Source organism: Klebsiella sp. S69 (assembly GCF_016516145.1).
Taxonomy (GTDB): Bacteria; Pseudomonadota; Gammaproteobacteria; order Enterobacterales; family Enterobacteriaceae; genus Klebsiella; species Klebsiella oxytoca.
Window position 1 is genome coordinate 101,207 of record NZ_JACVUU010000008.1, and the last position, 14,624, is coordinate 115,830.

10 protein-coding genes and 1 tRNA gene are annotated in these 14,624 nt (G+C 55.8%); 7 read left to right on the forward strand and 4 right to left on the reverse strand.

The window, feature by feature from the left end:
* Positions 1 to 122: 122 nt before the first annotated feature.
* Positions 123 to 4,085, reverse strand: a complete 3,963-nt coding sequence (gene putA, locus IAE27_RS09955) for a trifunctional transcriptional regulator/proline dehydrogenase/L-glutamate gamma-semialdehyde dehydrogenase (RefSeq protein WP_200092379.1) — start codon at positions 4,083 to 4,085, stop codon at positions 123 to 125.
* A 556-nt stretch (positions 4,086 to 4,641) separates the two neighbouring features.
* Between putA and putP the strand changes: the two genes are divergently transcribed.
* The gene (gene putP, locus IAE27_RS09960) at positions 4,642 to 6,150 is read left to right on the forward strand and encodes a sodium/proline symporter PutP (protein ID WP_142475574.1); all 1,509 of its coding nucleotides are present in this window, start codon (positions 4,642 to 4,644) and stop codon (positions 6,148 to 6,150) included.
* Positions 6,151 to 6,262: 112 nt separating this feature from the next.
* Positions 6,263 to 6,697 (forward strand): DUF3574 domain-containing protein, encoded by a 435-nt coding sequence (locus IAE27_RS09965; RefSeq protein ID WP_004112099.1) that lies wholly within the window; start codon positions 6,263 to 6,265, stop codon positions 6,695 to 6,697.
* Positions 6,698 to 6,826: 129 nt separating this feature from the next.
* Here the strand turns inward: IAE27_RS09965 and IAE27_RS09970 are convergent, their stop codons facing one another.
* Positions 6,827 to 8,011, reverse strand: coding sequence for a NupC/NupG family nucleoside CNT transporter (locus IAE27_RS09970; protein WP_023329481.1), 1,185 nt, complete (start codon positions 8,009 to 8,011; stop codon positions 6,827 to 6,829).
* A 272-nt stretch (positions 8,012 to 8,283) separates the two neighbouring features.
* Here IAE27_RS09970 and efeU point away from each other — a divergent pair, with 272 nt between their 5' ends.
* The 4 genes from efeU (at position 8,284) to phoH (ending at position 12,880) form a co-directional block, all read left to right on the forward strand.
* Positions 8,284 to 9,114 carry an iron uptake transporter permease EfeU gene (efeU, locus tag IAE27_RS09975; protein WP_017146148.1) on the forward strand — a complete coding sequence of 277 codons (831 nt, stop codon included), beginning with the start codon at positions 8,284 to 8,286 and terminating at the stop codon, positions 9,112 to 9,114.
* Between the two features lie 55 nt (positions 9,115 to 9,169).
* On the forward strand, positions 9,170 to 10,297 hold the full coding sequence (gene efeO / locus IAE27_RS09980; protein ID WP_023320698.1) for an iron uptake system protein EfeO: 1,128 nt from the start codon (positions 9,170 to 9,172) through the stop codon (positions 10,295 to 10,297).
* Between the two features lie 4 nt (positions 10,298 to 10,301).
* Positions 10,302 to 11,582, forward strand: a complete 1,281-nt coding sequence (efeB, locus tag IAE27_RS09985; RefSeq protein WP_200092381.1) for an iron uptake transporter deferrochelatase/peroxidase subunit — start codon at positions 10,302 to 10,304, stop codon at positions 11,580 to 11,582.
* A 509-nt stretch (positions 11,583 to 12,091) separates the two neighbouring features.
* Positions 12,092 to 12,880: a phosphate starvation-inducible protein PhoH gene (phoH, locus tag IAE27_RS09990; RefSeq protein ID WP_017146145.1), complete on the forward strand. Its 789-nt coding sequence runs from the start codon at positions 12,092 to 12,094 to the stop codon at positions 12,878 to 12,880.
* Between the two features lie 50 nt (positions 12,881 to 12,930).
* On the opposite strand, the gene IAE27_RS09995 is transcribed toward phoH, so the two are convergent.
* Complete coding sequence (locus IAE27_RS09995) at positions 12,931 to 13,224, reverse strand: YciI family protein (RefSeq protein ID WP_070557391.1); 294 nt, start codon at positions 13,222 to 13,224, stop codon at positions 12,931 to 12,933.
* A gap of 96 nt (positions 13,225 to 13,320) precedes the next feature.
* Here IAE27_RS09995 and IAE27_RS10000 point away from each other — a divergent pair, with 96 nt between their 5' ends.
* Positions 13,321 to 14,019, forward strand: coding sequence for a hypothetical protein (locus IAE27_RS10000; protein ID WP_023320700.1), 699 nt, complete (start codon positions 13,321 to 13,323; stop codon positions 14,017 to 14,019).
* Positions 14,020 to 14,427: 408 nt separating this feature from the next.
* Here the strand turns inward: IAE27_RS10000 and IAE27_RS10005 are convergent.
* Positions 14,428 to 14,515 (reverse strand) — tRNA-Ser (locus IAE27_RS10005).
* Between the last annotated feature and the right edge of the window lie 109 nt (positions 14,516 to 14,624).

Consider the following 14,624-nt stretch of genomic DNA (forward strand, 5'->3'; position numbering starts at 1 on the left):
AGCTGACGTTGTGCCGTCTGCTTTCCCGGGGGCGGCGCGGAGCGCCTTGCCCGGGCTACTGATAGTGCGGGCTGTGGTTGGGTAGCCCGGGTAAGGCATCAGCCGCAACCCGGGAAGCAGGCTTAGCCAATCGTCATCAGGCTGGCGTTGCCGCCGGCTGCGGCGGTATTGACGCTGAGCGAACGTTCAATATAGAGCCGCTCCAGCAGCAGATTGCTCTCGCCGCGGGCGAAGCCCTGCACCGAAACAATCGCGCCATCGCGCGCCGCTACCTGTTCACACAGCTCACGCAGCTGATCGGAATCGCCGTGGTAGATAACCGCATCGAAAGGCTCGCTCGCCAGGGTTTCCGCTTTGGCAAAGTGGATCCGTTCGCTGACTTCGCGCGGCAGTTTTTTCGCCAGCTCGCGCTGCAGAGGCGCGTCAGGCCACAGCACTTCGCACCCGACGGCGATCACGCCCGCCAGTTGGGTGAGCGCGTCCTGTTCGTTATCGGCGACGCACAGCACGCGGTCGCGCGGCATAAAGGTCAGGGTGTTGCGCTCACCGGTTGGGCCCGGAAGCAGACGCTGGGTACCGGCCTGCGCCTGTTCGCTGAACTGTTGGCACAGGGCCTGCAGTTCCGGGCGGTCTTTAGCCCACTGCTGTAACGCGAGCAGCGGTTTCTCCAGCAGCGTTTTCAACTGCGCGTCCAGCGGGTACTCCGCATCCTGGCGGGCGAGGGTGATCCCGACGGCGTTCTGCGGCCGGCTGGAGAGCAGTCGGTACAGATACAGCGGGCCGCCGGCTTTTGGACCCGTACCCGACAGGCCCTCGCCGCCGAACGGCTGCACGCCGACCACGGCGCCAACCATATTACGGTTGACGTACAGGTTGCCGACGTTGGCGTTGCCGGTGACCTGGGCGATGGTTTCGTCGATACGGGTATGCACGCCCAGGGTCAGGCCATAACCCGAGGCGTTGATCTGCTCAACCAGCCCGTCCAGCTCGTTGCGGTTATAGCGCACCACGTGGAGCACCGGGCCGAAGACCTCTTTTTTCAGCTCGTCGAAGCTGTCGAGTTCGATCAGCGTCGGTGGAACGAACGTACCGCTGGTCCACTCGCGCGAATCTTCACTGGTTTCGCGCACCGCCTGGAAGACTTTGCGCCCTTTGGCGCGCAGCGTCTGAATATGGCGCTCAATGTTCTCTTTGGCTTCGGCGTCAATAACCGGCCCGATATCGGTAGTCAGGCGGCCCGGATTGCCCATCCGGCACTCGGCCATCGCGCCGCGCAGCATCGTCAGCGTATGGTCGGCGATATCATCCTGCAGGCAGAGCACGCGCAGCGCAGAGCAGCGCTGTCCCGCGCTGTCGAACGCCGAGGCAAGAACGTCGATCACCACCTGTTCGGTCAGGGCGGAAGAGTCAACGATCATCGCGTTCATGCCGCCGGTTTCAGCGATGAGCGGCGTCGGGCGACCCTGAGCATCCAGGCGGCTGGCGATATTGCGCTGCAGTAGCGTGGCGACTTCGGTTGAGCCGGTGAACATCACGCCGCGAACGCGCTCGTCGGAAGTCAGCGCCGCACCGACGGTTTCTCCGCGGCCCGGCAGCAGTTGAATAACCCCCGGCGGTACGCCCGCTTCCAGCAGGATAGCGACGCCCTGAGCGGCGATCAGCGGCGTCTGTTCCGCGGGTTTCGCCAGAACGGTGTTGCCGGCCGCCAGCGCGGCAGCAATTTGGCCGGTAAAGATTGCCAGCGGGAAGTTCCACGGGCTGATACACACTACCGGGCCGAGCGGACGATGGGTTTCGTTATCAAAATCCGCGCGCACCTGGCCTGCGTAATAGTGCAGGAAATCCACCGCTTCACGCACTTCGGCAATGGCATTGCTGAAGGTTTTTCCCGCCTCGCGCACCAGGATACCCATCAGCGTTGGCATCTGGCCTTCCATCAGTACCGCAGCGCGTTCGAGGATCGCCGCGCGCTCCTGCGGCGGGGTGGCGAACCAGATCGGCGCGTTGTTGACCGCGCTGGTCAGCGCCAGCTGAACTTCAGCCTCGCTGGCTTCGCGCACGTGGCCGACGATATCTTTTGGCTCCGCCGGGTTGATGACTGGCTGCATTTCGCCTTCGGCAACCGGCTGTTCCAGCATCGGCAGCGCCTGCCATTTATGCAGCGCGCTGTTTAAGAGCGAGGAAGAGAGGGAGGCCAGGCGATGCTCGTTGGCCAGATCCAGACCGGCTGAGTTACTGCGCCCCTTGCCGTAGAGATCGCGCGGCAGCGGGATTTTCGGATGCGGCAGGCCAACCTGACCTTCCTGCTGGGCCAGTTTTTCCACGGCGGCGACCGGGTCAGCAACCAGCTCATCCAGCGGCAGGACGCTGTCGGCGATGCGGTTCACGAACGAGGTGTTAGCGCCGTTTTCCAGCAGGCGACGCACAAGGTAGGCCAGCAGCGTTTCGTGGGTGCCCACCGGCGCATAAATACGGCAGGGACGGTTGAGTTTGCCATCGGCGACTTTGCCGGTCACCTGCTCATACAGCGGTTCGCCCATGCCGTGCAGGCACTGGAACTCATACTGACCGGGGTAGTAGTTTTGTCCGGCGAGCTGATAAATCGCTGCCAGGGTGTGGGCGTTATGCGTTGCGAACTGCGGATAGATCAGGTTCGGCACCGCCAGCAGCTTTTTCGCGCAGGCCAGATAGGAGACATCGGTATAAACCTTGCGGGTATAGACCGGATAGCCTTCGAGCCCGTCCATCTGCGCGCGTTTGATTTCGCTATCCCAGTAGGCGCCTTTTACCAGACGAATCATCAGGCGGCGACGGCTGCGGGTAGCCAGGTCGATCAGGTAGTCAATGACAAACGGGCAGCGTTTCTGATAGGCCTGGATCACAAAGCCAATCCCGTTCCAGCCCGCCAGCTCCGGCTCAAAGCAGAGTTTTTCCAGCAGATCGAGCGAGATCTCCAGACGATCGGCCTCTTCGGCGTCAATGTTGATACCGATATCGTACTGGCGCGCCAGCAGGGTTAGCGATTTCAGGCGCGGGTAAAGCTCATCCATCGCGCGATCGTACTGGGCGCGGCTATAGCGCGGATGCAGCGCGGAGAGTTTAATCGAAATGCCCGGCCCTTCATAAATACCCCGGCCGTTCGAGGCTTTGCCTATGGCATGAATAGCCTGCTGATAGGAAACCATATAGGCCTGGGCATCGTCGGCGGTCAGCGCTGCTTCGCCCAGCATATCGTAGGAGTAGCGGAAGCCTTTGTCTTCCAGCTTGCGGGCATTGGCCAGCGCTTCGGCGATGGTTTCGCCGGTGACGAACTGCTCGCCCATCAGGCGCATCGCCATATCGACGCCTTTACGAATCAGCGGTTCGCCGCTCTTGCCGATAATACGGTTCAGCGAACGCGACAGGCTGGTTTCGTTATGGGTCGAGACCAGCTTGCCGGTAAACAGTAGCCCCCAGGTGGCGGCATTGACGAACAGCGAGGGGCTGCGGCCGATATGCGATTGCCAGTTGCCGTTGCTGATTTTGTCGCGGATCAGGGCATCGCGGGTGGCTTTGTCGGGAATGCGCAGCAGCGCCTCCGCCAGGCACATCAGGGCCACGCCTTCCTGCGACGAGAGCGAGAACTCCTGCAGCAGGCTCTGTACCATTCCTGCGCGGCCGCTGGCGGTTTTCTGGTTGCGCAGCTTCTCCGCCAGTTGATATGCCAGCTTGTGGGCCTGCTCGCCGAGATTCTGCGGCAGGCGAGCCTGCTCCAGCAGCATCGGCACGGCGTCGGTTTCGGCCCAACGCCAGGCGGCGGTAATTGACGCGCGGGAGACGGACTGCGGCAGGATCTGCTCAGCGAATTCGAGGAACGGCTGCCAGGGCTCATCGCCCGGACTGCCCGTTTCATCGCTTTCGTTAGCCGCGCCGGAAAGTAACGCCGGTAGCTCAGGCAGCGTCTCGTCGTTTTCCAGCTTTTCCAGATAATTGAAAATGGCCTGCTTAATCAGCCAGTGCGGCGTACGGTCAATACGGCTCGCCGCGGATTTAATACGTTCGCGCGTCGCGTCGTCAAGTTTTACACCCATGGTGGTGGTGCCCATGTCAGGAACTCCTGTTATTGGTCATTCGCTTTATCCTTCAACCCGCCTCTTTATTGGCTGCATTACCACGCTCCGGCCACACGGTTAACGATGTCGCCGGATGCTGATAAATTTGCCGCCCGGACGCCGAGTGATTGATTTGGCGAAGTTCGCTTCTGTGCAGTGATGAGGTTGCGTAGAAATATCTACCATGTTGCAACTTTGTGCAACCTTGTTAATTGAGAATTGTGCTGCAGGCCTGAAATTGCCGTAATTGTTAAATTGAATGGCGTTAATAGCAGCTATTCATTCCCTTTATATTTGGGGTTTTATCTGCGTGACTTAACACTTTTACGTGGTGCAACCGATAAAAACGTGAGAGAGTGCAACCTATTACAAAATGAAGTTTGGTCCCCGATGCATTTAGTGTAAATGCTGTGTTAAATCATTTGTGAAAAAACAAAGCTTCCGTCAGGATACGGTCGCCCAATACAACCAATAGGCCATTGCCCCGTTCCGGTAGTGGATAAAACGACAAATCTGGACGCTGTCGACAAAAAATTCTGGAGATTTTTACATGGCTATTAGCACACCCATGTTGGTGACTTTTATTGTTTATATTTTTGGCATGGTACTCATCGGTTTTATTGCCTGGCGTTCGACAAAGAACTTTGATGATTATATTCTCGGCGGCCGCAGCCTTGGCCCATTCGTCACCGCGCTCTCCGCCGGCGCTTCAGATATGAGCGGTTGGCTGCTGATGGGGCTGCCCGGCGCAATATTTATCTCCGGGATTTCCGAAAGCTGGATTGCCATTGGCCTGACGCTAGGCGCATGGATTAACTGGAAGCTGGTGGCGGGGCGTTTGCGGGTACACACCGAGGTGAATAATAACGCGCTGACGCTGCCGGATTATTTCACCGGCCGTTTTGAAGATAAAAGCCGGGTGCTGCGAATTATCTCGGCGCTGGTGATTCTGTTATTTTTCACCATCTATTGCGCATCCGGTATTGTGGCCGGAGCGCGTCTGTTTGAAAGCACCTTTGGCATGAGCTACGAAACCGCGCTGTGGGCCGGCGCGGCGGCAACCATTATTTATACCTTCGTCGGCGGTTTCCTTGCGGTGAGCTGGACCGATACCGTCCAGGCCAGCCTGATGATATTTGCCCTGATCCTGACGCCGGTCATGGTGATTATTTCGGTCGGCGGCTTTGGCGAATCGCTGGAAGTTATCAAGCAAAAGAGCATTGAGAACGTTGATATGCTGAAAGGGCTGAACTTCGTGGCGATTATTTCGCTGATGGGCTGGGGGCTGGGCTATTTTGGCCAGCCGCATATCCTGGCGCGCTTTATGGCGGCGGACTCGCACCATAGCATCGTACACGCCCGTCGTATCAGCATGACCTGGATGATCCTCTGCCTGGCGGGGGCCGTAGCCGTTGGCTTCTTCGGCATCGCTTACTTCAACAACAACCCGGGCGTGGCGGGCGCAGTTAATCAGAACGCTGAACGCGTCTTTATCGAACTGGCGCAGATTCTGTTCAACCCGTGGATTGCCGGGATTCTGCTGTCGGCGATCCTGGCGGCGGTCATGTCGACCCTGAGCTGCCAGCTGCTGGTTTGCTCAAGCGCCATCACCGAAGATTTGTATAAAGCGTTTTTGCGTAAAAATGCCGGTCAGCAGGAGCTGGTATGGGTTGGCCGCTTTATGGTGCTGGCCGTGGCGCTGGTCTCCATTGCCCTTGCAGCGAACCCGGAGAACCGTGTGCTGGGGCTGGTGAGCTACGCCTGGGCCGGCTTCGGCGCTGCGTTTGGTCCGGTGGTGCTGTTCTCGGTGATGTGGTCGCGAATGACGCGTAACGGCGCGCTGGCCGGGATGATCATCGGCGCCGTCACGGTGATTGTCTGGAAACAGTTCGCCTGGCTGGGCCTGTATGAAATTATCCCGGGCTTTATTTTCGGTAGCATCGGAATTATGGTCTTCAGCCTGCTGGGTAAAGCGCCTTCCGCAGAGATGCAAAAACGCTTTGCCGAAGCGGACGCCCATTACCACTCCGCGCCGCCGGTGCGCGCGACCGCCGAGTAATGCTCTGTCGCATCATCAAGCCCGCATCATGCGGGCTTTATTGTTTGTGACTCTTGCTAATCGATTGAAAATACGCTGATATCTGAGCATAAATATCAATGAGGGTAGCAAGATGAGTGTCAAACAGGGTGCGATGGCGTTAGTACTGGCAGGGATTTTAAGCGGCTGCGTAGCGCCCGCCGCGAAGATGGCCCCGGCGGCGGATGCTGATGCCTGCCCGGCGGATAACGCCATGGTGCAAACCACGCTTTATTTTGGCTTAAGCCGTCCGGCCGGGAAGGACATTACCGCCCAGGAGTGGCAGCAGTTCGTTGATCGCGACGTGACGACGCGCTTTCGCGATGGCCTGACGGTCTTTGACGCGCGCGGTCAGTGGCTCGGCAATGACGGAACCGTGGCGCGCGAGCAGAGCAAGGCGCTGATGCTGATCCATGGCAAAGATGCGAAGAGCGAAGAGGGGATTGAGGCGCTGCGCAATACCTATAAATCGCGCTTTGCACAGGAGTCGGTCATGCGCGTTGACCAGCCGGTCTGCGTGCACTTTTAATTTGCATCTGATGAAAGACCCGGGTTGTGGCTAACGCCTTACCCGGGCTACGCAACCTCAGCTCGTACGAGCTGGCAGCCCGGGCAAGGCGCTCTGCGCCGCCCCCGGGATCACAGGCAATAACTGCGGTTACAGTACCAGACCAGCAAAGCTGGCAGAGAGCAGGCTGACCAGCGTTGCGCCATACACCAGCCGCAGGCCAAAGCGGGAAACGATATTTCCCTGCTGCTCGTTCAGACCCTTAATCGCCCCGGCGATGATGCCGATAGAAGCGAAGTTGGCGAAGGAGACCAGGAACACTGATAAGATACCCAGCCCGCGCGGCGTCATGCTGGCAGCGATTTTTTGTAGCTCAATCATGGCGACAAATTCATTGGCCACCAGCTTAGTCGCCATAATACTGCCGGCGTTCAGCGCATCGCTTAGCGGGATACCAATCAGCCACGCCAGCGGATAGAAGACATAGCCGAGTATCTGCTGGAAGCTCAGGCCAAACAGGGTGGCGAAGAGCGCGTTAATGGCGCTAATTAAGGCGATAAAGCCAATCAGCATCGCCAGAATAATCATGGCGACTTTGAATCCGGCCAGAATATATTCACCGAGCATTTCAAAGAAGCTCTGCGATTCATGAAGCTTCTCAAGCTTGATCTCTTCCTCGCTGCCTGGTCGCGTCGGATTAATGATCGACAGCACAATAAAAGTGCTGAACATATTCAGGATCAGCGCGGCAACGACATATTTCGCGTCGAGCATACTCATATAAGCGCCGACAATGGACAGCGAAACCGTCGACATTGCAGTGGCCGACATGGTGAACAGGCGGCGCGAAGAGAGGTCGCCGAGCACGCCCTTATAGGCAATAAAGTTCTCTGATTGCCCGAGGATCAGCGAACTGACCGCGTTGAAAGATTCCAGCTTACCCATACCGTTAACTTTCGATAACAGGGTACCAATCAGGCGAATAAAAATCGGCAGAATACGCCAGTGCTGAAGAATACCGATGAGCGCGGAGATAAAGACAATAGGGCAGAGCACGCCAAGGAAAATAAACGCCAGCCCTTTTTCACTCATGCCGCCAAATACAAAGTTGGTGCCTTCGGCAGCGAAGCCGAGCAGTGATTCAAAAAAGGATGCAATATTTTTCACTAGCCACAGGCCGCTTTCGGCGTGGAGAAAAAAGAAAGCCAGCGCAACTTCAATAATAATTAACTGGATAATATAGCGAATGCGGATTTTTTTACGGTCGTAGCTGGCAAGCCAGGCGAGCGCGAGGATAACCGCCAGCGCCAGCAGGAAGTGCAGGAATTGAGTCATGTTGTTCATTTCGCAGTAAATAAGGCCGCCATTTAGCCACAGCTCTTCGGCCGGGTAAATATCCGGCGCAAAAAATCCCATTATCCTGCAGGGATGGCTTAAGGCAGAGAAATAATTCCGTAGCTCATTATTTGTTAGCGATTAATTTACAAATCGTCATCATTCCCTACACATTTCACTTGTGTTTCTGATTATTGTAATGATAATCACTATCAGAAATATTTACCTAACTTTGCATCAATTGACTGCGGTTCACATTTAAGGGTTTTGGTATGTTTGTCCCATTTCTCATCATGTTACGTGAAGGCCTCGAGGCCGCGCTGATTGTCAGCCTGATTGCCAGCTATCTGAAACGCACCCAGCGCGGGAACTGGATTAGCGTTATGTGGATTGGCGTTTTCCTGGCGGCGGCGCTGTGCCTGGGGCTGGGGATCTTTATCAACGAAACGACCGGCGAATTCCCGCAACGCGAGCAGGAGTTATTCGAAGGCATTGTGGCGGTGGTGGCGGTGTGTATTCTGACCTGGATGGTCTTCTGGATGCGCAAAGTGTCGCGCAACGTCAAACAGCAGCTTGAACAGGCGGTTGATAATGCGCTTAAGCGCGGCAACCACCACGGCTGGGCGCTGGTGATGATGGTGTTTTTCGCCGTCGCTCGCGAAGGTCTGGAGTCCGTATTCTTCCTGCTGGCGGCGTTCCAGCAGGATGTGGGTATCTGGCCGCCCATCGGAGCGATGCTTGGGCTGGGAACGGCAATCGTTTTAGGATTCCTGATCTACTGGGGCGGTATCCGCATGAATCTCGGCGTCTTTTTCAAATGGACCAGCCTGTTTATTTTGCTGGTTGCCGCAGGTCTGGCGGCCGGGGCTATTCGCGCTTTCCATGAAGCCGGATTGTGGAACCATTTTCAGGACGTCGCCTTCGATCTCAGCAACGTGATTTCGACGCATACGCTCTTCGGGACGCTTCTGGAGGGGATTTTCGGCTATCAGGAAACGCCGACTATCAGCGAAGTGGCGGTCTACTTTATCTATTTGGTTCCGGCGCTGGTGCTGTTCGCGCTGCCGTCGGGCAATAACACCACCGCATCCCGAGCCGCGTAGTCGGGCATCGCGAATTCAAATAGTTACAACATACTTATCGAAAGGGATGGTCATCATGATGAATCATTTTCGTCGCACTGCGCTGCAGCTTACCGTTGCCGCGCTATTCAGCTCTGCATTTTACGCCCAGGCGGCCGATATTCCGCAGGTAAAAGTTACCGTTACTGACAAACAGTGCGAGCCAATGAACGTCACCGTCAAAGCGGGTAAAACTCAGTTCATCATTCAGAACCACAGCCAGAAAGCGCTGGAATGGGAGATCCTGAAAGGCGTGATGGTGGTTGAAGAGCGCGAGAATATCGCCCCCGGCTTTACGCAAAAGCTAACGGCAAACCTGCAGCCGGGTGAATATGATATGACCTGCGGCCTGCTGACTAACCCGAAAGGCAAACTGACGGTGACCGGAGAGGCGATCCAGGGTGCCGCGAAAGCCGATGCGCTGCTTAGCCTCGGCGAAGCGATTACCGCCTATAAAGCCTGGGTTAGCGCCGAGACTGCGCAACTGGTGAGCAGCACCAAAGCCTTTACCGATGCGGTGAAAGCAGGCGATATCGAGAAAGCAAAAGCGCTGTATGCGCCAACGCGTCAGCACTATGAACGTATCGAGCCGATCGCTGAGCTGTTCTCTGACCTTGATGGCAGCATTGACGCCCGCGAGGATGACTACGAGAAAAAAGCCGAAGATCCAAAATTCACCGGTTTCCACCGGCTGGAAAAAGCGCTGTTTGGCGATAACAGCGTCAAAGGCATGGATAAATACGCCGATCAACTGCACGCTGACGTTATTGAGCTGCAAAAACGCATCAGCGAGCTGGCGTTCCCGCCGTCAAAAGTGGTTGGCGGCGCAGCCGGTTTGATTGAAGAAGTGGCGGCCAGCAAAATCAGCGGTGAAGAAGATCGCTACAGCCATACCGACCTGTGGGACTTCCAGGCCAACATTGACGGCGCGCAGAAAATCGTCGACCTGCTGCGTCCTCAACTACAAAAAGAGAACAGCACGCTGCTGGCAAAAGTGGATGCCAACTTCAAGAAAGTTGACGCCATTCTCGGTAAATACCGCACCAAAGAGGGTTTTGAGACCTACGACAAGCTGACGGATGCCGATCGTAACGCGCTGAAAGGCCCGATCACCACCCTTGCGGAAGATCTGGCCCAGCTGCGCGGGATCCTCGGTCTGGATTAAGTCGATGGCAGAGCAAAAATACCCTATCAATGAACCGTCGCGTCGGCGGTTACTCAAAGGGATCGGCGCGCTTGGCGGCGCGCTGGCCTTGACCGGTGGCTGCCCGGTGGCGCATGCGGCAAAAGAGAAAAGCTCACCGGGTACGGTCTCCCCCGATGCGCGCATGGAAGCGCAGCCGTTTTATGGTTTGCACCAGGCCGGCGTGCTGACGCCGCAGCAGACATCGATGATGATCGTCGCATTTGATGTCCTCGCCGGTGATAAAGCGGATCTGGAAAGACTGTTTCGTCTGCTGACCCAGCGGATCGCCTTTCTGACTAAGGGGGGGCCCGCGCCGGAGACGCCGAACCCGCGGCTGCCGCCGATGGACTCGGGCATTCTTGGGCCGTGGATCGCCCCGGATAACCTGACGATAACCGTTTCGGTGGGGCATTCGCTGTTTGACGAACGCTTCGGTCTGGCCAGCCATGCGCCGAAGAAGCTGCAAAAAATGACCCGTTTTCCTAACGACTCGCTGGATGCGGCGCTCTGTCACGGCGATCTGTTGCTGCAAATTTGCGCCAATACTCAGGATACGGTGATTCACGCGCTGCGGGATGTGATTAAACACACGCCGGATTTACTCAGCGTGCGCTGGAAGCGGGAGGGATTCATCTCCGATAGCGCCGCGCGCAGCAAGGGTAAAGAGACGCCGGTGAATCTGCTGGGCTTTAAAGACGGCACCGCGAATCCATTGAGTTCGGATACTGCGTTAATGGACAAGGTGGTGTGGGTAACCGCCGATCAGGGGGAACCGGCATGGGCGACGGGCGGTAGCTACCAGGCGGCGCGGATTATTCAGTTCCACGTTGAGTTTTGGGACCGCACGCCGCTGAAAGAGCAGCAGACCATTTTTGGCCGCGACAAACTGACCGGAGCGCCGCTAGGGATGGAGCACGAGCATGATGTGCCCGATTATCGTAACGATCCTGACGGCGAAATCATTGCGCTCGACAGTCATATTCGGTTGGCCAACCCGCGCACTCCGGAAACGGCCTCCAGCCTGATGATGCGTCGGGGCTACAGTTATTCGCTGGGGGTCACGAATTCCGGCCAGCTGGATATGGGACTGCTGTTTGTCTGCTATCAGCACGATCTGGAAAAAGGCTTCCTGACGGTGCAAAAGCGGCTGAACGGAGAAGCCCTGGAAGAGTACGTGAAGCCGATTGGCGGCGGATACTTTTTTGTTCTGCCGGGGGTCGTTGACCCTCAACATTATCTCGGTCAATCGTTAGTCGAAGCCTGACGTACCTGCCCTCCGGGGCAGGGCGTTTTCTGCTGTTTTTCCATTCATTTTTTGTATTTCCTGCCTTGTTTCATTTTTCTGTAATCTTATAGTCGGAAACTCTCCCGAGCCGCCATGAGAATTATTTGTTGTCTGTATGTGAAAAATAAGTTGCGCTTAGAATTATTTCTGATGTACTTATTACAGACGCGGTAGTTCTCGGCAGCAGTATCGTTTCATTATGGAGATCGCGAATGCCCGATTGCTGTAACGGAAAACGTCAAACCCGATACCGTACTCATCAGCACGGAAGCCCCACTTCCGGCCGCGATTTTCTCACCGCCAAATCATCCCCCTCTATCACAGAATATCTGAACCCAGGCAAGGTTATCGGTGCGCGTAGCCGTGACCCTCTGCCAATTCGTCAGGCAAGCAATGGCTTACAAGGAAGCCAAACCTCAATCGTTAGTGCGCATAATCGCGTCGAACGTGGCGCGTGTGATGTAAACCAACAACGCAAGGTGCTATCCATGGGAAGACAAAAAGCAGTGACCAGAGCTCGTCGTGAGGCCAAACGTGTGCTGAGACAGGATTCGCGAAGCCATAAGCAGCGCGAAGAAGAATCGGTCACATCGCTTGTGCAAATGAGTGGCGTAGAAGCCATTGGCATGGCGCGGGATAGCCGCGATCTATCGCCAATTGAAGCGCGCAATGAGGCTCAGGCGCATTATTTGAACGCCATCGACAATAAACAGCTGATCTTTGCCACGGGCGAGGCCGGGTGCGGTAAGACCTGGATTAGCGCGGCGAAAGCTGCTGAAGCCCTGATTCATAAAGATGTGGACAGAATTATTGTTACCCGTCCCGTTCTGCAGGCCGACGAAGACCTCGGCTTCTTACCGGGAGATATCGCCGAGAAGTTTGCTCCCTATTTCCGCCCGGTTTATGACGTGCTGGTGAGAAGGCTGGGGGCTTCCTTTATGCAATACTGCCTGCGCCCGGAAATCGGCAAGGTGGAAATCGCGCCGTTCGCCTACATGCGCGGACGTACATTTGAAAATGCGGTGGTGATTCTGGACGAGGCCCAGAACGTGACCGCGGCGCAAATGAAGATGTTTTTGACCCGCCTCGGGGAGAACGTGACGGTTATCGTCAATGGTGACATCACCCAGTGCGATTTACCTTCAGGCGTGCGGTCGGGTCTGGCCGATGCGCTGGCGCGTTTTGAGGAAGATGAAATGGTGGGGATCGTGCGCTTTACGACGGACGATTGCGTGCGTTCAATGCTTTGCCAGCGCGCTTTGAAAGCCTACTACTGATAGTTTCTTAGTCTGCAAAGCCCGGGAAACCGGGCTTTGTTTTTGCTTAATTACAGCAAGGCCTGCAGTGAAGGGCTGGTCATCGTGGCTTCAAAGGGAATGATTTCGGCCTTCGCGACACCAGATTGCTGAAATGGGTCCAGGCTTAACCGATTTTGCAGCGCAGCCATATCATCGCCTTTAGCCAGAATCACGCCTCCGGACCTGGGGATTTTACGCCCCGACGCGAGAAATATTCCCTCAGCATACCCTTGCTTAAGCCATTCCACGTGTGCGGCAAGCTGGGCATCTACTTCTTCAAGCGGTTTAACGTAAGTCAGAACAACAACGGCAATAGTGCTCATATTCCTTCCTGGATAGTGAGTGGTAACGCTTCGGCAGTTTATCATTAGCGTGGATAGTGTTTCAGGCTCTTTTATCACCTTTAGCAGGAGTGCGCTATGAATGAAAATAACAGCGGTTTGCTGAACTATATTGAATTGCTTAAGTCGCATGAAGCGGCTTTAAAAAACAAATTACTCGCCGGCGACAAAAGTAAATCTGACCGGTGGCTATTTATCGGGTTAGTGGGGATGGTTCTGGTTTCCTTTGGCGCAATGGGCGGGTATATGCTGATCAAGCCCTCAGGCCGCTGGCTTATTGATTTGTCGATCGTACTCATAGCACTTTCCTATGTAGTGCTGATTCTCATGCCAATCATTAAAATCTACCAGCAGCGAAACACGATAAAATACTTCTTCACCATGCCGCTTAGCGCCAGCGTAGAACAAAATATTAAAAAAGAGGCCTTAACCGACGAGCGTTTTCTTGCGGATTTTGTACGCTTAGGCAAGCCCACGCTGGAGTTAGGGCTGCTCGAGATAAAGCACGAACGTGAGTTCCTGAGTAAAAGAATCAATCTTATTGTCGGCCCCGTCGATAAACTTGGTATTCTGCCAGGGATAATCTCTATGGTTATTACGTTAGCAAAACCTGTAGCAGGCCATGATTGGGTTATGGGGCTGGCATATGGCTATATCGGTCTGGTCGTTCTCTCTTTGTCGTTTATAAATTTATTGGTGAAGTACGACCGCGTCATATCGTTAACCGAGGTTGCTCTTTCGCGCTGCGATGAAGTGAAGGGCGATGTGCAGGGGTGAGGGCGGTCATAAAATGGCGGTGAATGATATGTAGCGAGAAGGATGGCCGCGCCGTGACTCTATTTCGGCCCGTCGGGGCTTCTCATCCCCCCGGTGGCGTGCAATAGGCGAAAAAAAAGCCCGTACTTGCGTACGAGCTCTTCTTAAAATATGGCGGTGAGGGGGGGATTGACTCGCTGCGCTCGCCGTTACTCGGCCCGTCCCTGGGCCTCGCCCCTGCGGGGCCAGCGTAAACGCTGTTCAAAATTGCTCCCGGCAATTTTGTCGGGGCAGACTCCTCGCAGGCTCGTCATCTGTCCAACTGGCTGACGCCAGTTGTCGACCCCCGGTCTGGGCTTCTCATCCCCCCCGGTGGCGTGCAATAGGCGAAAAAAAGCCCGTACTTGCGTACGAGCTCTTCTTAAAATATGGCGGTGAGGGGGGGATTCGAACCCCCGATACGTTGCCGTATACACACTTTCCAGGCGTGCTCCTTCAGCCACTCGGACACCTCACCATATTGTTTTGCTGCTCACCTTGGGTGGGCAACGGGGCGCTACTATAGGGAGTTGCGCTAAAACGGTCAAGCAGTATTTATTCTTTTGCTATCGTTCGGTTAAGCATTG

What these genes read in the sequence shown, in the direction of transcription:
- putA (WP_200092379.1), bottom strand. Translation starts at nt 4,085, where the DNA reads ATGGGCACCACCACCATGGGTGTAAAACTTGACGACGCGACGCGCGAA.
- putP (WP_142475574.1), top strand. Translation starts at nt 4,642, where the DNA reads ATGGCTATTAGCACACCCATGTTGGTGACTTTTATTGTTTATATTTTT.
- IAE27_RS09965 (WP_004112099.1), top strand. Translation starts at nt 6,263, where the DNA reads ATGAGTGTCAAACAGGGTGCGATGGCGTTAGTACTGGCAGGGATTTTA.
- IAE27_RS09970 (WP_023329481.1), bottom strand. Translation starts at nt 8,011, where the DNA reads ATGACTCAATTCCTGCACTTCCTGCTGGCGCTGGCGGTTATCCTCGCG.
- efeU (WP_017146148.1), top strand. Translation starts at nt 8,284, where the DNA reads ATGTTTGTCCCATTTCTCATCATGTTACGTGAAGGCCTCGAGGCCGCG.
- efeO (WP_023320698.1), top strand. Translation starts at nt 9,170, where the DNA reads ATGATGAATCATTTTCGTCGCACTGCGCTGCAGCTTACCGTTGCCGCG.
- efeB (WP_200092381.1), top strand. Translation starts at nt 10,302, where the DNA reads ATGGCAGAGCAAAAATACCCTATCAATGAACCGTCGCGTCGGCGGTTA.
- phoH (WP_017146145.1), top strand. Translation starts at nt 12,092, where the DNA reads ATGGGAAGACAAAAAGCAGTGACCAGAGCTCGTCGTGAGGCCAAACGT.
- IAE27_RS09995 (WP_070557391.1), bottom strand. Translation starts at nt 13,224, where the DNA reads ATGAGCACTATTGCCGTTGTTGTTCTGACTTACGTTAAACCGCTTGAA.
- IAE27_RS10000 (WP_023320700.1), top strand. Translation starts at nt 13,321, where the DNA reads ATGAATGAAAATAACAGCGGTTTGCTGAACTATATTGAATTGCTTAAG.